This is a genomic window from Rhizobium sp. LARHSG275, assembly GCF_052871115.1.
Map to the genome: position 1 here is coordinate 206,166 of NZ_JBIXJN010000007.1, position 15,811 is coordinate 221,976.

At 63.2% G+C, this 15,811-nt stretch carries 17 protein-coding genes; 14 read left to right on the top strand and 3 right to left on the bottom strand.

The genetic code is table 11. From position 1 onward, the window contains the following. Nucleotides 1-241 precede the first annotated feature (241 nt). The 13 genes from ACIPSK_RS11420 (at nucleotide 242) to ACIPSK_RS11480 (ending at nucleotide 12,048) form a co-directional block, all read left to right on the top strand. A complete protein-coding gene (locus ACIPSK_RS11420) occupies nucleotides 242-1,567 on the top strand; it encodes an ABC transporter substrate-binding protein (protein WP_162117321.1) in 1,326 nt (441 codons plus the stop codon). A 123-nt stretch (nucleotides 1,568-1,690) separates the two neighbouring features. Next, the gene (locus ACIPSK_RS11425; RefSeq protein WP_017964729.1) at nucleotides 1,691-2,659 is read left to right on the top strand and encodes a carbohydrate ABC transporter permease; all 969 of its coding nucleotides are present in this window, start codon (nucleotides 1,691-1,693) and stop codon (nucleotides 2,657-2,659) included. Further along, nucleotides 2,656-3,609 (top strand): carbohydrate ABC transporter permease, encoded by a 954-nt coding sequence (locus tag ACIPSK_RS11430; protein ID WP_162117323.1) that lies wholly within the window; start codon nucleotides 2,656-2,658, stop codon nucleotides 3,607-3,609. Before ACIPSK_RS11425 ends, ACIPSK_RS11430 begins: the two co-directional genes overlap by 4 nt. Continuing rightward, the gene (locus tag ACIPSK_RS11435; RefSeq protein WP_162117324.1) at nucleotides 3,606-3,818 is read left to right on the top strand and encodes a hypothetical protein; all 213 of its coding nucleotides are present in this window, start codon (nucleotides 3,606-3,608) and stop codon (nucleotides 3,816-3,818) included. The genes ACIPSK_RS11430 and ACIPSK_RS11435 overlap by 4 nt, the downstream gene beginning before the upstream one ends. Before the next feature lie 3 nt (nucleotides 3,819-3,821). Next, nucleotides 3,822-4,919 (top strand): ABC transporter ATP-binding protein, encoded by a 1,098-nt coding sequence (locus ACIPSK_RS11440; protein WP_162117325.1) that lies wholly within the window; start codon nucleotides 3,822-3,824, stop codon nucleotides 4,917-4,919. Beyond that, entirely contained in the window at nucleotides 4,912-5,919 is a 1,008-nt protein-coding gene (locus ACIPSK_RS11445; protein WP_162117326.1) for an ABC transporter ATP-binding protein, read from the top strand. The genes ACIPSK_RS11440 and ACIPSK_RS11445 overlap by 8 nt, the downstream gene beginning before the upstream one ends. A gap of 53 nt (nucleotides 5,920-5,972) precedes the next feature. Then, nucleotides 5,973-7,616: a dihydroxyacetone kinase subunit DhaK gene (locus ACIPSK_RS11450; protein WP_162117327.1), complete on the top strand. Its 1,644-nt coding sequence runs from the start codon at nucleotides 5,973-5,975 to the stop codon at nucleotides 7,614-7,616. Between the two features lie 46 nt (nucleotides 7,617-7,662). Next, nucleotides 7,663-8,283, top strand: coding sequence for a dihydroxyacetone kinase subunit DhaL (gene dhaL / locus ACIPSK_RS11455; RefSeq protein ID WP_162117328.1), 621 nt, complete (start codon nucleotides 7,663-7,665; stop codon nucleotides 8,281-8,283). Next, nucleotides 8,280-8,678 carry a dihydroxyacetone kinase phosphoryl donor subunit DhaM gene (dhaM, locus tag ACIPSK_RS11460; protein ID WP_017964736.1) on the top strand — a complete coding sequence of 133 codons (399 nt, stop codon included), beginning with the start codon at nucleotides 8,280-8,282 and terminating at the stop codon, nucleotides 8,676-8,678. The genes dhaL and dhaM overlap by 4 nt, the downstream gene beginning before the upstream one ends. After that, complete coding sequence (locus ACIPSK_RS11465; RefSeq protein WP_017964737.1) at nucleotides 8,678-9,034, top strand: HPr family phosphocarrier protein; 357 nt, start codon at nucleotides 8,678-8,680, stop codon at nucleotides 9,032-9,034. The genes dhaM and ACIPSK_RS11465 overlap by 1 nt, the downstream gene beginning before the upstream one ends. Further along, complete coding sequence (locus ACIPSK_RS11470) at nucleotides 9,018-10,595, top strand: putative PEP-binding protein (RefSeq protein WP_017964738.1); 1,578 nt, start codon at nucleotides 9,018-9,020, stop codon at nucleotides 10,593-10,595. The genes ACIPSK_RS11465 and ACIPSK_RS11470 overlap by 17 nt, the downstream gene beginning before the upstream one ends. 1 nt (nucleotide 10,596) lies before the next feature. Next, nucleotides 10,597-11,004, top strand: a complete 408-nt coding sequence (locus tag ACIPSK_RS11475; protein ID WP_010001912.1) for a hypothetical protein — start codon at nucleotides 10,597-10,599, stop codon at nucleotides 11,002-11,004. Between the two features lie 51 nt (nucleotides 11,005-11,055). After that, nucleotides 11,056-12,048, top strand: coding sequence for a dihydroxyacetone kinase subunit DhaK (locus ACIPSK_RS11480; RefSeq protein ID WP_162117329.1), 993 nt, complete (start codon nucleotides 11,056-11,058; stop codon nucleotides 12,046-12,048). Between the two features lie 68 nt (nucleotides 12,049-12,116). Here ACIPSK_RS11480 and ACIPSK_RS11485 read toward each other — a convergent pair whose 3' ends face one another. Both ACIPSK_RS11485 and ACIPSK_RS11490 read right to left on the bottom strand, forming a co-directional pair. After that, entirely contained in the window at nucleotides 12,117-13,481 is a 1,365-nt protein-coding gene (locus ACIPSK_RS11485) for a chloride channel protein (RefSeq protein WP_162117330.1), read from the bottom strand. A gap of 201 nt (nucleotides 13,482-13,682) precedes the next feature. Then, on the bottom strand, nucleotides 13,683-14,075 hold the full coding sequence (locus tag ACIPSK_RS11490; RefSeq protein ID WP_162117331.1) for a VOC family protein: 393 nt from the start codon (nucleotides 14,073-14,075) through the stop codon (nucleotides 13,683-13,685). Nucleotides 14,076-14,294: 219 nt separating this feature from the next. On the opposite strand from ACIPSK_RS11490, the gene ACIPSK_RS11495 reads away from it, so the two are divergent. Continuing rightward, the gene (locus ACIPSK_RS11495) at nucleotides 14,295-14,777 is read left to right on the top strand and encodes a methyltransferase family protein (RefSeq protein ID WP_210254189.1); all 483 of its coding nucleotides are present in this window, start codon (nucleotides 14,295-14,297) and stop codon (nucleotides 14,775-14,777) included. 140 nt (nucleotides 14,778-14,917) lie between these two features. Here the strand turns inward: ACIPSK_RS11495 and ACIPSK_RS11500 are convergent, their stop codons facing one another. Beyond that, nucleotides 14,918-15,688, bottom strand: coding sequence for an alpha/beta fold hydrolase (locus tag ACIPSK_RS11500; protein WP_162117414.1), 771 nt, complete (start codon nucleotides 15,686-15,688; stop codon nucleotides 14,918-14,920). Nucleotides 15,689-15,811 lie beyond the last annotated feature (123 nt).

Consider the following 15,811-nt stretch of genomic DNA (forward strand, 5'->3'; position numbering starts at 1 on the left):
GTACGCTCGTCAAAGAATTTTTCGCAATCATGCCGAAAAAGATCGGCCCCAAAACTACCTGCCCATGTGGCGCGACACGTGTCGCATTGCAGCAACGATTGGCACTTGCAATGTTTATAAAAATAGATATCACTAAACATATTGCTAAACATGATGATTGAGGAGTTCATGTGAGCATTCTCTGAAGTGGGTGAACATGCGACGCCGGCGGGGAGCCGGCCCTTGGTTCTGGGAGGAACTTATGCAGAAAACATCGAAAGCCCTTTTCGGGCTGGCCACGGCATTCGTCATGTCGTCGGCATTGCCCAATCTCGCCAAAGCCGATGAACTGACGCTGTGCTGGGCCGCATGGGACCCCGCCAATGCGCTCGTCGAGCTGTCGAAGGATTTCACCGCCAAGACCGGCACGCAGATGAAGTTCGAATTCGTTCCCTGGACGAATTATGCCGATCGCTTCCTCAACGAGCTGAATTCCCACGGCAAGCTCTGCGATCTCATCATCGGCGACAGCCAGTGGATCGGCGGCTCGGCCGAGAATGGCCACTACGTCAAGCTCAACGACTTCTTCGACAAGGAAGGCATCAAGATGGATGACTTCGTGCCGGCGACGGTCGTCGGCTACTCGGAATGGCCGAAAAACACCCCGAACTACTGGGCGCTGCCCGCCATGGGCGACGTCGTCGGCTGGACCTACCGCAAGGACTGGTTCGAGAAGCCGGAACTGCAGAAAGAATTCAAGGAGAAATACGGCCACGATCTCGCAGCGCCGAAGACCTACGACGAGCTGAAGCAGGTCGCCGAATTCTTCCAGAAGCGTCAGATCGACGGCAAGACCGTCTACGGCGCCTCGATCTATACCGAGCGCGGCTCCGAAGGCATCACCATGGGCGTGACCAACGTGCTCTACGATTGGGGCTTCCAGTACGAGAACCCGAAGAAGCCCTATGACATGGAAGGTTTCGTCAACTCGGCCGATGCTGTGAAGGGCCTCGAATTCTACAAGTCGCTCTATGATTGCTGCACCCCGCCCGGCAGCTCCAACGTCTACATGGTCGAATCCGCAGACGCCTTCAAATCCGGCCAGGTCGCCATGCAGATGAACTTCGCCTTCACCTGGCCCGGCCTCTACAAGGACGAGAAGGTCGGCGGCAAGAAGATCGGCTTCTTCCCCAATCCGGCTGAAAAGGCCCACTTCGCCCAGCTTGGCGGCCAAGGCATCTCGGTGGTCTCCTACTCCGACAAGCGCGATGCCGCCCTGCAATACATCAAGTGGTTCGCACAGCCGGACGTGCAGGCCAAATGGTGGGAACTCGGCGGCTTTTCCTGCTTGAATTCCGTCGTCAACGCGCCAGGCTTTGCCAAGAGCCAGCCCTATGCCCAGGCCTTCCTGGACTCGATGGCGATCGTCAAGGACTTCTGGGCAGAGCCGAGCTACGCCTCGCTGCTGCAGGCCATGCAGAAGCGCGTTCACAACTACGTGGTCGCCGGCAACGGCACCGCCAAGGAAGCGCTCGACGGTCTGGTGAAAGACTGGAGCGACGTCTTCAAGGACGACGGCAAGATCTGACGCGTGGCATCCCTGATGCGCGCCATCCTCGACAGGATGGCGGCCCGGATCGGCAGACGAGCCGGGCCGCCAGATCTCTCATACCCCAAAAGACCCCGTACCCCAAAAAGACCAGGTGAAGACTTGACCATTTCCCATTCCTCCATCGTCGAGAAGGCGGCCGATGCAACCGCGAGGGCAACGCCTTCGTCGGTCGCCCGGCGCGTCCGCGGCCTTTCCGACAGGGCGATCGCCTGGCTATTCATTGCCCCTGCCATCACCCTGCTGCTCGCGATCAACATCTTCCCGCTGCTTTGGGCGGTCTATCTCTCCTTCACTAATTACCGCGCCAATCGGCCGAATGCGCCGGTCGTAGGCGTCGGCTTCGGAAACTACCAGCGCGTTCTCAACGATCCCGATATCTGGCAGGCGATGCAGACCACCGCGCATTTCGTCTTCTGGACGATTGTACTGCAGACGGTGATCGGCTTTACGCTCGCCTATCTGATCGACCGCAAGTTTCGCGGCCACGCCTTCTGGACGACGATCATCCTGATCCCGATGATGCTGTCGCCCGCCGTCGTCGGCAATTTCTGGCGCTTTCTCTACGAGCCGCAGATCGGCCTCTTCGCCTATGCCGTGTCGCTGGTCACAGGCATTCCGACATCGGATATCCAGATGCTCGGCAACGTTACGCTGGCGCCCTGGGCGATCATCATCGTCGATACCTGGATGTGGACGCCTTATGTGATGCTGATCTGCCTCGCTGGCCTGCGCTCGATCCCCGATTATATCTATGAGGCGGCCGAGGTCGACCGTGCCTCGCCCTGGCGGCAGTTCTGGTCGATCACCGTGCCGATGGCCCTGCCTTTCATCATGCTTGCCGTGCTTTTCCGCGGCATCGAGAATTTCAAGATGTTCGACATGGTGACGCTGCTCACCGGCGGCGGGCCGGGCTCGATTACCGAGGTCGCCTCGATCACGCTGAAACGCGCCGCCTTCGAAAGCTGGGCGACCGGCCGGGCCTCGGCCTTCGCCATCATCCTCTTCGTCGCGGTGTTCGGCCTCGCCAACATCTACGTCAAGGCATTGAACAAGGTGAAGCAACGATGAGCGCCGCCAACTCAGCCCATTCGGTCGTCGAACCAAGCCTGTCCAGCAAGCGCATCGCCGGCACCATCGTCGTCCTCTATGCGCTGATCACCCTCATCCCGCTCGTCTGGATCTTCCTGACCAGCATCAAGTCGCCGCCGGATTCGATCAGCTATCCCCCGAAGATCGTCTTCACGCCGTCGCTCGAGGGCTATTGCAACCTGTTCACCACGCGCACGCGCCAGGCGCCTGATTATATCGCCTCGCTGCCGGCGCCAGTCGGCACCTGCGATGAAGTGACGCGCAAGCGCAACATGGTGATCGCCGGCCCGTCGAACTTCCTGCCGCGCTTCGTCAATTCGCTGGTGATCGCCTTCGGCTCCACCTTCCTCGCGGTCTTCCTCGGCACGCTCGCCGCCTATGGTTTTTCCCGCTTCAAGATACCGCTCGCCGACGACTTGCTATTCTTCATCCTGTCGACGCGGATGATGCCGCCGATCGCCGTCGCCATCCCGATCTACCTGATGTATCGCGAACTAGGCCTGTCGGACACGGCCTTTGGCATGATCCTGCTCTACACCGCCGTCAATGTCTCGCTCGCCGTCTGGCTGCTCAAGGGCTTCATCGACGAAATCCCGCGCGAATACGAGGAAGCGGCAATGATCGACGGCTATACAAGGCTGCAGGCCTTCCGCAAGGTCGTGCTGCCGCAGGCAACGACCGGCATCGCCGCCACCGCGATCTTCTGCCTGATCTTCGCCTGGAACGAATATGCCTTCGCCGCCCTTCTGACCTCAGGCGAGGCCCAGACCGCGCCGCCCTTCATCCCGACGATCATCGGCGAAGGCGGGCAGGACTGGCCGGCCGTCGCCGCCGGCACGACAATTTTCCTGATCCCGATCCTGGTCTTCACCATTCTATTGCGCAAGCAGCTGCTGCGCGGCATCACCTTCGGAGCCGTCCGCAAATGACCCACCTGATCGAAACACGCACTCCTGCTCGCCCGAAACGGCCGTTCTTTCTGCGACGCGGCCCGATGGAGACTATTGCCACCGTGCTGATCGGACTCGGCTTCCTGATGCTGTTCCAGCCCTTCCTGCTGGTGCTCTACACCTATTCGCTGGTGACACTGCTCGCAGGCACCGTCATGTTCATCATCGTCTCGAAATTCCCGGAGTAAACCATGGCGGACATCCGGATCGAAAATCTCCGCAAGGAATTCGGCAGCTTCGTCGCCGTTCAGGATTCGAGCTTCACCGTCCATGACGGCGAGTTCCTGGCGCTGCTCGGGCCTTCCGGCTGCGGCAAGACGACGACGCTTCGCATGATCGCCGGCCTCGAGCTGCCGTCGAGCGGCAAGATCTATCTCGACGGCGAGGACGTCACTTTCAACCGCGCCAGCGCCCGCGACATCGCCTTCGTCTTTCAGCTCTTCGCGCTCTACCCGCATATGAACGTGCGTAGGAATATCGGCTTCCCGCTGCTGTCGCAGGGCATGCCCAAGCCCGAAATCCGTCAGCGTGTCGAGGAGACCGCGCGTCTGCTGCAGATCGACCATATTCTCAACCGCTCGGTCTCCGGTCTTGCCGGCGGCGACCGGCAGCGCGTGGCGCTCGGCCGCGCCATCGTCCGGCGCCCGAAATGCTTCCTGATGGACGAGCCGCTCGGCACGCTCGACGCCGAATTCCGCGAGATCATGGTTCACGAGCTGCGCGAATTGCACAACCGCATCCACGCGACCACCGTCTACGTCACCCATGACCAGCATGAGGCGATGGCGATGGCCGACAAGATCGCCGTCATGAACCATGGTGTCATCGAGCAGTTCGGCACGCCGCAGGAGATTTATGCCAAACCTGCGACCATGTATGTCGCCGATTTTATCGGCTCGCCACCGATGAACTTCATGCGCTTCACCTCCGGTCTGAAAAGCGGCGACCGCTCCATCCTGCTCGACGGCGTCGATGTCGCCGTTCCCGAGATCCACCAGGACATGGCCCAAAGCCAGCTGGCGCTCGGCGTGCGGCCGGAGCATATCCGCTTCAGCGACGCCTCGGCGCTACGCGGCGCCGTCTATGGCAGCGAATATCTCGGCACCAATCAGGTCGTGGCTGTGGAAACCCCGGGCGGCATGATCAAGGCCCGCGTTCCCGCCAATCGCAGCTTCCAGATTGGCGAAAGGGTCGGCCTCGAATTCAACCCGGCGAAACTCGCGCTCTTCGACTGCACCTCGGGCCGCGCGGTCCCATCCCAGCTTTATCAGGAGACCCGGCATGGCTGATGTCGTCCTCAGGAACCTCGCCAAGCGCTTCGGCGACACCCAGGCTTTGGCCGACCTCGATCTTTCGATCCGCGACGGCGAGTTCGTCGTGCTGCTCGGTCCGACAGGCGCTGGCAAGACCACGACGCTGCGGTTGATCGCCGGCCTCGAAAAGCCCGATAGCGGCCGCATCGAGATCGGCGGCCGCAATGTCGCCACTGAGGCACCCGCCGAGCGCGACGTCGCCTTCGTGTTCCAGCAATATTCGCTCTATCCGCACATGACGGTTTACGAAAATCTCGCCTTCCCGCTGAAGGCGCCGGTCCGCAAGCTGAGTGCGCAGGAGATCGACCGGCGCGTGCGCGAAGTGGCGCGCATGGTCCGGATCGACCACAAGCTGGAAAACCGCTCAACCAGGCTTTCCGGCGGCGAGATGCAGCGTGTCGCGATCGGCCGGGCGTTGGTGCGCAAGCCGGCGATCTACCTGATGGACGAGCCGCTCTCCTCGCTCGACGCCAAGCTGCGCGCCGAACTGCGCCTGGAGCTGAAACGCATCCAGAAGGAACTCGGCTCGACGCTGCTCTATGTCACTCACGACCAGGTTGAAGCCATGACCATGGCCGACCGCATCGGCATCGTTGCCGAGGGACGGCTGATGCAGGTGGGAACGCCGCGCGAGATCTACGGCAATCCGGCCAACCTGCATGTCGCGGCCCGTCTCGGCCAGCCGCACATCAATCTTCTGCCGGCGGACCTCTTGCCGGGCGGCGGGCCGCCGCCCGGCACGAAGACCGTGGGCGCCCGCACGGAGCATCTCGATATCATTGTCGGCAAGGACGCCAATGCCGAGATCGACTGGATCGAGCATCTCGGTGACCAGAACCATCTGCACATCAGAGTCGGCAATCACAAGCTCGTCACACTTGCAGATCCATATCTGGCGATCGCGCCGGGCGACCGGATCAGCCTGACGCTGCGCGATCCGCTTTATTTCGATGCGGCTGGACAGCGCCTGTCCTGACCGGCAAACAGACTTGATGATGGCATGAAAAACAAACAGACGGGTCTCAATCGATGAAACACTTCTTCAACCGCAGGGAAAGCATCGTCACCGAAGCCTTGGACGGTCTGCTTCTGACGAGCAGCAAGGGTCGTCTTGCCCGCCTCGACAGCTTTCCCGACATCAAGGTGATCCTGCGTGCGGACTGGGACAAGTCGAAGGTGGCGATCATCTCAGGCGGCGGCGCCGGCCATGAGCCCTCCCATGCCGGCTTCGTCGGGAAGGGCATGCTGACGGCTGCCGTATCCGGCGAAATCTTCGCCTCGCCGAGCGTCGATGCCGTGCTGACGGCGATCCGCGCCGTGACCGGCGAAAAGGGCGCCCTGCTGATCGTCAAGAACTACACCGGCGACCGGCTGAATTTCGGCCTTGCCGCCGAAAAAGCGCGCGCCGAGGGCTTCGACGTCGAGATGGTCATCGTCGCCGACGATATCGCCATTCCCGGCATCAACCAGCCGCGCGGCGTCGCCGGCACGCTGTTCGTTCACAAGATATCGGGCTATCACGCCGAAAAGGGAGAGGACCTGAAGACGGTGGCAAGCCATGCCGCGGCAGCCGCCGGTGACATCGTCTCGCTCGGCATGTCGCTCTCCACCTGCAGCGTGCCCGGCCAGGCACATGAGGATCGCCTGGGCGAAAACGAAGGCGAACTCGGCCTCGGCATCCATGGCGAGCCCGGCGTCGAACGCATCACGCTGCAGCCGGTCGTCGATATCGTCTCCACCATGGTGGCACGCCTGTCGCCTGCGCTGCACAAAGGGGCAAATTATGCGCTCCTCATCAACAATCTCGGCGCAGTGCCGCCGCTCGAAATGACCATCATTGCCAAGGCCGTTCTGTCCTCCGCACTTGCCGATCGCATCCGGCTGATCATCGGGCCTTCGCCGATGATGACCGCGCTCAACATGAACGGCTTCTCGCTGTCGCTGATCCAGCTGGACGCCGTGCGCGAGGCCGCGCTGACGGCAGCGGTCGAGCCGCATGCCTGGACGCCGGCCGTCGAACGCCACGAGATCGAGGTCATCGCCGCACCGAAAACATCAGGCGGACTGGACAGCGCCAACGGCACGGCCGGAGAAAATGATCGCAACCGGCGCCTGATCACGGCGCTCTGCGAGCATCTGATCTTGCAGGAAAGCGAACTCAACTGGCTGGACGGCCGCGTCGGCGATGGCGATACCGGCTCGACGGTGGCGACGGGCGCCCGCAGCGTGCTGGCCCGCCTCGACACGCTGCCACTCGACCGGCCGGCGGCAACGCTTGCCTCGCTCGGCGATATCCTCGGCACCAGCATGGGCGGATCGAGCGGCGTGCTGCTGTCGATCTTCTTCACCGCCGCAGCAAAGGCGATGGCTGACAAGGCCGATATATCAGCCGCTCTTCTTGCCGGGCTCGACAGGATGACGTTCTATGGCGGAGCCGCGGTCGGCGACCGGACGATGGTCGACGCGCTGTCACCTGCCCTGCAGGCGCTTGCATCCGGCGATGTCGTCGCAGCGGCAAAGGCAGCGGCAGCCGGTGCCGAGTCGACGAAGACGATGATGAAGGCGAGAGCCGGACGCGCCTCCTATGTCGGCGAAAGGGATCTGGCGGGCGTTGCAGATCCCGGCGCCGTCGCGGTTGCCGGCGCGTTCGGCGTGGTGGCAAGCCTCGCCTGACCGGAGTAAAGTTTGAGAGCCTGCGGGGGGCGCGGCGACAGGGAGGATGACAGTGCAGGCGGAACCGGTGCTTGTGGCAGGGTTGATCGAGGTATGCCGCGCGACGATCGCGGCAAACAGCGATCACCTCTGTGCGCTCGATCGCGCCATCGGCGATGGCGATCACGGAACCAATATGCGGCGCGGCTGCGAGGCGGTGAGCGCCGAAGGCGAAACCCTGTCCGGCCTGCCCTTGCCCGACGCCATGGAAAAGATCGGCCTGACCCTAGTAATGAATGTCGGCGGTGCGGCCGGGCCGCTCTACGGCACGCTGCTGATGGAGATCGGCCGCGAGCTTCGCAAAAACGACGAGAAGGCCGATTTCTCGCAGGTGCTGAAACAGGCGATCGATGCCGTCGCAAGACGCGGTCGGTCGCATGCCGGCGACAAAACCCTGCTCGACGTGCTCTATCCCGTGCATGCGGCACTCGCCAGCCGCTCGCCGCTCGGCGCAATCGCCCGCAGGGCCGAGCGTTCCGCCAACCGCACCGCTGACATGAAGGCGATGCGCGGGCGCGCCGCCTATCTCGGCGACCGCTCGATCGGTCATGTCGATCCCGGCGCGTCGAGCTGCGCGCTGCTGACCACGGCGATCTGCCGCTATCTCGGGGAGCATCGTCCGCAATGAATGGAAAGACCGCAAATGTGGGCATCGTGATCGTCTCCCACTCGCCGCTGGTGGCACAGGGGATCGCCGATATGGTGCGGCAAATGGTGGGCGACAGCGTGCCGCTCGCCTGGTCGGGCGGCAATGTCCATGGTGAACTCGGCACCGATGCCGGCGGCATCCTGAGGGCAATCGAAGCCGCTTGGTCCGATGCCGGCGTCGCCGTCTTCGTCGATCTCGGCGGCGCCGAAACCAACAGCGAGATGGCGATCGAAATGCTGGGCTTTCCCCGCGCGGCCCTCGTCTCCATCTGCAACGCGCCGCTGGTCGAAGGCGCCGTCATCGCCGCCGCCGAGGCGTCGGGGGGCGCGTCGCTGGCCAAGGTCGTCGCCACAGCCGAGGAACTGTCCCCCTGATGACCAGCGGATTGCGTAGTGAAAAACAGGAGCCCGAGCCATTGCCCGAGCCATTCAAGGTGAATTGCCAGACGGAGATAGAAGTCAAGCACGGCGTGGGGCTGCATGCCCGCCCCTCCGTTACCTTCACGCGGCTTGCCAAGTCCTTCCCCTGTTCGATCGAGATCGCCGTCAACGGCAGCGACGTCTGGCTGAACGGCAAGAGCATCATCAAGATCATGGGCGCGAAAATCCGAAAAGGATCGATTCTCCGGATCCGCGCCGACGGCATTCTCGCCGAAGAGGCGATCCGCGCGCTGAAGGAACTCATCGAGCGCAACTTCGATGAGGAAAAGAAACATGGCCGCACCGCTTAGGCTGACAGCAAAGAGTGCATCCCCGGGCATCGCATCCGGCCCGGCCTTTCTGGCCGAGCGGCCGGACGCCCCCGCGCCCAGCACGGCCGGCGGATACGGCGCGCTCGAGAAGGCAATCGACATCTCGATCGGCGAACTCGAGCGCCTTGCCGACGGAGCCGATGCCGAAAGCCGGGATATCATCGATTTCCAGATCGAGGTGCTGCGCGATCCGACCATCGCGGAAGCGACCGGCGCGCGCATGGAAGCCGACGAGAACGTCGTCTTTGCCTGGGTCGCCACCCTCGACGCCTATATCGGCGAACTCGAAGCGGCCGACGAAGAGCAGATGCGGGCACGCGCCGTCGATATTCTCGACATCAAGAACCGTGTGCTTGGGGCGCTCGCCGGCACCCCGATCGCCGATTTTCCGCCCGGTTCGATCTTCGTTGGTAAGGATATGGAGCCGAGCCGCTTTCTCGCCCATGACTGGTCGAAAGGCGGCGGCATCGCGCTGTTTTCAGGCAGCACCGCCGGCCATGTCGCCCTGCTCGCCCGGGCCAAATCGGTACCGATGGTGATCGGCACCGGCCGCTTTTCGGCAGCGGACGGAGATCCGGTCAGAGTGGATGGCGATGCCGGCGCGGTCGTCCTCAAGGCCGGCGGCATACTGATCCCATCGCCGATGCCCGCACGAACTTCTGCCGCCGACGCGCAAACCGAATACGGCGAACTGCGCACGGCGGACGGCGTGCCGATCCTGCTCTCCATCAACATCAACGACCCCGCAGAGATCGACGCGCTCGATCCGGCGACGGCAGGCGTCGGCCTGATGCGCTCTGAATTTTCAGTCGCCTCGATCGCCGAGGCCGCCAATGAGGAACGGCAGCTGGCGATCTATCGCCGCGTGCTGGAACAGGCGGGCGACAGGCCGGTGACCATAAGAATGCTGGATATCGGGGGCGACAAGCCGCTCGCCGGGTTCGAAGACCTGCCTAGTCTCTCGGCCTCTGGCCTGCGCGGCATCCGACTGCTGCTTGCCCGGCCGGAAATCGCCCGCGTGCAGGCCCGCGCCCTGCTGCGCGCCGCCATCTTCGGCAAGCTTTCGGTGATGCTGCCGATGGTGACCTTTCCCGACGAGATCGACAGGATGCGCGAATTGTTCCGCGAGGAAGCCGAAAAGCTCGGCCGCCGATCCCTGCTCCACCGGATGCCGCCGATCGGCATGATGGTGGAGGTGCCGGCCGCAGCGTTGATGCTCGATACTTTCGGGTCAGCAGCATTCTTTTCGTTCGGCACCAATGATCTTACCCAGTATCTCGCCGCCTCCTCTCGCGACGATATCGATGCCGATACCGGCAAGGCCGCACCCGCCGTGCTCCGGCTGCTTACCCAGGCGGTGAAGCTGACTTCCGGCAAGCCACTCAGCATCTGCGGCGACATGGCCGGCAATCCGCACCATCTGCCCGGGCTGCTCGCCGCCGGCCTCCGGCATTTTTCCGTGGCGCCGGCCCGGCGTCCCGCGATAAGATCGGCGATCATCGGGCTCAACGCCGATGGCACAAGGGCAGCCGGAGAGTAGAATGGCGCGCGAAGACACCGAAGACGCCATTATCGCCTACAAGTCCATTCTGGCGCAGATTATCGACAACAGGCCATCCGGCACGCGCCAGCGCCTGGCGACGGCGCTTGGAAAACATCGCAGCTTCGTCACCCAGATCACCAGCCCGACCTATGCGACACCGCTGCCGGCGCGCCATCTCGCGACCATCGTCCGGGTCTGCCATTTCAGTGCCACTGAGGAGGAACGTTTCCTCGAAGCCTATCAGGCCGCCCATCCCGGCAAGCTGCCGGACCTCGGCCATTCCGAGAAATTGCGGCACCTTTCGCTAATGGTGCCCGACTTCGGCGACGACAGGAAAAACCGCCTATTGGAAGAGGCGATCTCCGATCTGGTGCAGAAGATCGTCGCGATATCGGGTGCTGAATGACGAGTGCGCAGGTTGACGTCGCGTAATACTTTTGGCCTTGGGAGGGGCTTGATGAAGAAGTTCATGAACACTGCGGAAACCATGGTCGCCGAAAGCATCGAAGGCTTCGTGCGTGCCCATGAGGCCTTGGTGGTGTTCGGGCCTGAGCGCAGATGCATCCGCCGCCGCCATCTCACCGCTGGCAAGGTGGCGCTTATATCAGGCGGCGGTGCCGGCCATGAGCCGATGCATATCGGCTTCGTCGGCCAAGGCATGCTGGATGCCGCCTGCGTCGGCCATATCTTCACCTCTCCGACACCGAGCCAGATCATCGCCGCGATCGAAGAGGCCGATACCGGCGCCGGCTGCCTGCTCGTCGTCAAGAACTATGACGGCGATCTGATGAATTTCGAAATGGCGATCGAGATGGCCGGCGACCGCCACAACCTCGACATGGTCGTCGTCAGCGACGATATCGAGACATCAAGGTCCGGCGAAGGTAATGGCCGGCGCGGTGTTGCCGGAACGCTGATCGTCGAAAAACTCCTGGGTGCTGCGGCCGAACGCGGCATGTCGCTGGCCGAATTGAAGCAGCTTGGCGAGGGATTGAACACACGCATCCGCTCGATGGGTGTCGCGCTGAACGGCGTGACGGTGCCGCAGACCGAGCGCACGACATTTTCGCTGGGGCCCGGCGAGATGGAAATGGGCGTCGGCATCCATGGGGAACCCGGCCATGCCAGGCAGCTCTTCGCCGCCGCCGACGCGATCATCGGCCATCTCTGCGAGACCATCGCCGGCGACATCGCAGTGACGCCGGGCGCGAAAGCACTGCTCTTCGTCAACGGCCTCGGCGGCACGCCGCCGGCCGAACTCTACCTCGCCTATGCCGGCGCCCGCCGCTTCATCGAGGAACGAGGCATCCCGATCGAGCGCTCGCTTGTGGGAACCTATGTCACTTCGCTCGATATGCAGGGACTGTCCGTCACCCTTGCTTTGTTGACCGACGAGGAGATCGCACTCTGGGACGCGCCGGTGGCGACGGCGGCGCTGCGTTGGCCATGACCAGTAAGCCGGGCGGCGCAAGACTCTGCCTCTGCCAGCCGGCAAAAGCGTACCATCGCCCGACGCCGTCACTCGCCCCGCAGAACCATTGTCTCCTCGCCTCTGTCGGCCGCGCGCCGCGCCCGGATGGCGGCGGCGATGAAGACGCGCGAGAGGCCGTGATAGAGGGGCTCGCGGGACAGCACGCGCGAGGTGATATAGCCGATCATCGAGACGGCCATGATCGGAATGACGGCCTCATGGTCGCCGGTCATCTCCAGAATGATCACGAAGGCGGTCATCGGCGCCTGCACCACGCCGGCGAAATATCCAGCCATCCCCAATATCGCCGCCAGCGCAATGCTCGTGCCGAGCAGCGATCCGACCGTGCTGCCGAAACCGGCGCCGACCGCAAGCGAGGGTGCAAAGATCCCGCCCGGAATGCCTGAAATCATCGACAGGAAACTGGCGGCGAGTTTCTCGACAAAGAAAAGCAATGGCAGGGCGTGACCCTCGACGGCGCCCCTCGCCTCCTCATAACCGGTGCCAAACGTCGCGCCGCCGGATGCAACGCCAATCACCGCAACGGCAAGACCACAGAGCCCGGCAAGCGCCAGCATGCGTCTCAGCGGCTGCGGCTGCGCCCAGCGCCGGATACGCTGACCAAAATGCAGCGCGAAACCGCTGAAGGCAGCACCCAGCGCGCCGCCGCCGACGCCGCAGACGAGAACCAGTCCCCAATCTCGCGCGACGGTCGGCGCGGCCGAAGCAAAGCCGAAATAATTGTAGCTGCCGGAGAGCCCGAGAGCCGCGAGCCCGGAAAGGATGACGGCCGTCAGCACCAGCCCGTTGGCGCGCGATTCATAGGTGCGGCTCATCTCCTCGATCGCAAAGACGATACCGGCAAGCGGCGTGTTGAACGCCGCCGCGATGCCGGCGGCCGATCCGGCAAGGATCAGCCCACGCGCCTGCGCCACGCCACCGAAGCGGGCGACGGCGAGCATGATCGATGCACCCACCTGCACGGTCGGCCCCTCGCGGCCGATCGAGGCGCCGGAAAACAGCCCAAGCACTGTGAGCACGATCTTGCCGAAGGCGATCCGCAGCGACAGCAGCCGCGTGCGGTCGGCCTCATCCCTCAGGTGCCTGGCGGCGATCGCCTGCGGAATGCCGCTGCCTTGCGAATTGGGAAAGAGGGTTGCCGCAAGATAGGCCGCCACAACGAAGCCGAGCGGCGTCAGCATCAGCGGCAGAACGAATGCCCATTCCCCCGAGGCAGTCAGGCTGCCGAAGGCCTTCTGCGCGAGATCGGCGAGTTTTGCGAAACCGACGCTGATCACCCCGATCGCCAACGCCCCGCACCAGAACACCAGCCGCGGTCGCCAAAGGGAAAACGAGCCCCAGAAAACACGGGAGCGGCGAAGAAGCTTGGATTTCCTGATGAGAGAGGGCAAGGAACGTCTCTATTCCAGTTGCGGCATTACAAGCAAGCGATGATATATACCAGGTTTCATTGCCCACGGATGGCAGCAAGGCGAGCGCAGGCCCGCCATGTCGCCGAAGAATACCTGATTCCTTAGCGCGCGTAAGGGCACCGATGGACGCAGCACTTGCGGCGAGCAGACCCATCGGCGGCGGCTCCCTTGGCGACACGCTCACGGATTCCAGCCGCCGCTGCCATAGGGACGCGTGATGATTTCAAGCAGATGGCCGTTCGGATCTTCGAAATAGACACCGCGCCCACCGTCATGGTCATTGATCTCATCAGGCTTCCGCTGGCCGGGGTCGGCCCAGTAGCGCAGGTTCCGCTCGCGAATTCGGTTGAATATCGCCTCGAATTCAGCGTCGCCGACGAGGAAAGCGTAGTGTTGGCGAGCGATCTGACCTTCCGTTTCCATGTAGTCGAGATTGGCGTCGTTGTCGGTTGTGACCATGTGGAACGGCCCCCAGCGCCGCGGCGCCGGCAACCCTAACATATCGGCCAGGAAATCTGCCGAGGCCTTGCTGTCGTGAGCCGACAGGATGGTATGATTGAAGTGGATGGCCATAGTGGTTTCTCGCAAATGAGGAGCTGCAAACTCGATGGAAGCTTTGCCGGTTAACACCCGCGGCCGCCTCTTGTTCCGAACTTCGACCGCGCCTCTCCGCCTTCAAATCTCTTTCGAAACGAGGTAAACTCCATCGGTGGAGGAGCCGCGACAAATGGCACGAAACACGCTCCCCATGCGCTGGAATTCCGGGGACCACGAGATCGGATGGGTGGCGGCATGAACGAGGCGAACGGCAATTTGCGCGACACTTCAGGCGCCGCGGTGCGGCCGCCGATCGCTTGGGCGCTGACGGTCATCGCCGGGCTCGCGCTTAACTGGCTCTATGCGCTGCCGTTCATGCCGGCGGCCGTGCCGGCTGGCGTGCTCGGCGGCATCGTGTTCCTTGCCGGCCTAGCGCTACTGATCTGGGCGGCAGCAACCTTCCGCCCGGCGGGGACACAGGTCCAGCTCAGCCGGCCGACGACGACGATCGTCGACGAAGGCCCCTATCGCTTCACGCGCAACCCGATCTACATCGGTATGTTCCTCGGCCTCATCGGCCTCGCCGTCGCCTTCGACAGCCTGTGGCTCATCCTCCTGCTGGTGCCGTTCTACCTTGTCATCCGCTATGGCGTGGTTGCTCGCGAGGAGGCCTATCTCGAGCGGAAATTCGGTGACGGCTATCTCGCCTACGGGGCTCGCATCAGGCGGTGGCTATAGCGAGACGAAGAAGCGTCGACCTGCTGAAACCCGAATGACGGAAACGGGTCGAGATACGACCCTCGCGGCATCATGGCCATCGCCAAGCAAGCCGGCGATCGGCATCGCCGCTTCACCGGCCGCTGAGATCAGTTCGTGTTCTACCCCGCCGCCTCGATGATCAGCCGGGCGATCTCGTCAGGGTGGGAGATCAGCGACAAATGGCTGGCCTTCACCTCTATCGTCTTCGCCCCCATGCGCTTGGCCATGAAGCGTTCGAGATCGGGATTTATCGTCCGATCCTCGGTCGAAACGGCATACCAACTCGGCTTCGAACGCCAGGCCGCCTGTGTCGTCTTGCCGGTCAGCAGCGCCTTTTGGAATGGCTGCTGCACGGCATAGAGAATTTTCGCCTTCGCCTCCGGCAAGTCGCCTGCGAAATCGCGCAAGAAGGCTTCCTCGCTCAGCCGACCTTCGTCGCCGTCGAAGACGATGCCGGCCGAAGCCGGCGGCGTCGGAAAGGTCTTGGCGAGAGCGGTATAATCCTCACCTGCATCCGGCGCCCGCGCCGCGACATAGACGAGCGCCGAAACATCAGGGTGCACACCGGCCTCGGTGACCATCATGCCGGAAAACGAATGCCCGACCAGAACCGTCGGCCCATCCTGCCGGTCGAGCACCCGCTTCACGGCAGCGACGGCCTCGGGCAGCGTCGTCAGCGGGTTCTGCACCGCCGTGGCATTGAGCCCGGACGCCTGCAGGCGCGCGATCACCTCGGTCCAGCACGAGCCGTCGGCAAACAACCCGTGCGCCAGCACGACGTTGCGCGCCTTAACGGGAGCGGATGTCGCGGCCATACCGCGGGTAGCAAGCAGAGAAGCGGCGGCGCCGGCAACTAGGGCAGCCGAGAAGGTCCGTCTGTTCATCATCATGATCTGGTTCCTTGTGCGTCCGGTGGTTGCTGAAACCGTTGCCGACAGGGTGGCGATAAGAAGGCCCGACATCAAATCTCCAAAGCTCGCGATGGCCGAGCTTTGATCGGGAAAGTATCGGAA

What these genes read in the sequence shown, in the direction of transcription:
- ACIPSK_RS11470 (WP_017964738.1), top strand. Translation starts at nt 9,018, where the DNA reads ATGGCCGCACCGCTTAGGCTGACAGCAAAGAGTGCATCCCCGGGCATC.
- ACIPSK_RS11490 (WP_162117331.1), bottom strand. Translation starts at nt 14,075, where the DNA reads ATGGCCATCCACTTCAATCATACCATCCTGTCGGCTCACGACAGCAAG.
- ACIPSK_RS11475 (WP_010001912.1), top strand. Translation starts at nt 10,597, where the DNA reads ATGGCGCGCGAAGACACCGAAGACGCCATTATCGCCTACAAGTCCATT.
- dhaL (WP_162117328.1), top strand. Translation starts at nt 7,663, where the DNA reads ATGACAGTGCAGGCGGAACCGGTGCTTGTGGCAGGGTTGATCGAGGTA.
- ACIPSK_RS11480 (WP_162117329.1), top strand. Translation starts at nt 11,056, where the DNA reads ATGAAGAAGTTCATGAACACTGCGGAAACCATGGTCGCCGAAAGCATC.
- ACIPSK_RS11495 (WP_210254189.1), top strand. Translation starts at nt 14,295, where the DNA reads ATGAACGAGGCGAACGGCAATTTGCGCGACACTTCAGGCGCCGCGGTG.
- ACIPSK_RS11465 (WP_017964737.1), top strand. Translation starts at nt 8,678, where the DNA reads ATGACCAGCGGATTGCGTAGTGAAAAACAGGAGCCCGAGCCATTGCCC.
- ACIPSK_RS11440 (WP_162117325.1), top strand. Translation starts at nt 3,822, where the DNA reads ATGGCGGACATCCGGATCGAAAATCTCCGCAAGGAATTCGGCAGCTTC.
- ACIPSK_RS11420 (WP_162117321.1), top strand. Translation starts at nt 242, where the DNA reads ATGCAGAAAACATCGAAAGCCCTTTTCGGGCTGGCCACGGCATTCGTC.
- ACIPSK_RS11435 (WP_162117324.1), top strand. Translation starts at nt 3,606, where the DNA reads ATGACCCACCTGATCGAAACACGCACTCCTGCTCGCCCGAAACGGCCG.
- ACIPSK_RS11430 (WP_162117323.1), top strand. Translation starts at nt 2,656, where the DNA reads ATGAGCGCCGCCAACTCAGCCCATTCGGTCGTCGAACCAAGCCTGTCC.
- ACIPSK_RS11500 (WP_162117414.1), bottom strand. Translation starts at nt 15,688, where the DNA reads ATGATGATGAACAGACGGACCTTCTCGGCTGCCCTAGTTGCCGGCGCC.
- ACIPSK_RS11445 (WP_162117326.1), top strand. Translation starts at nt 4,912, where the DNA reads ATGGCTGATGTCGTCCTCAGGAACCTCGCCAAGCGCTTCGGCGACACC.
- dhaM (WP_017964736.1), top strand. Translation starts at nt 8,280, where the DNA reads ATGAATGGAAAGACCGCAAATGTGGGCATCGTGATCGTCTCCCACTCG.
- ACIPSK_RS11450 (WP_162117327.1), top strand. Translation starts at nt 5,973, where the DNA reads ATGAAACACTTCTTCAACCGCAGGGAAAGCATCGTCACCGAAGCCTTG.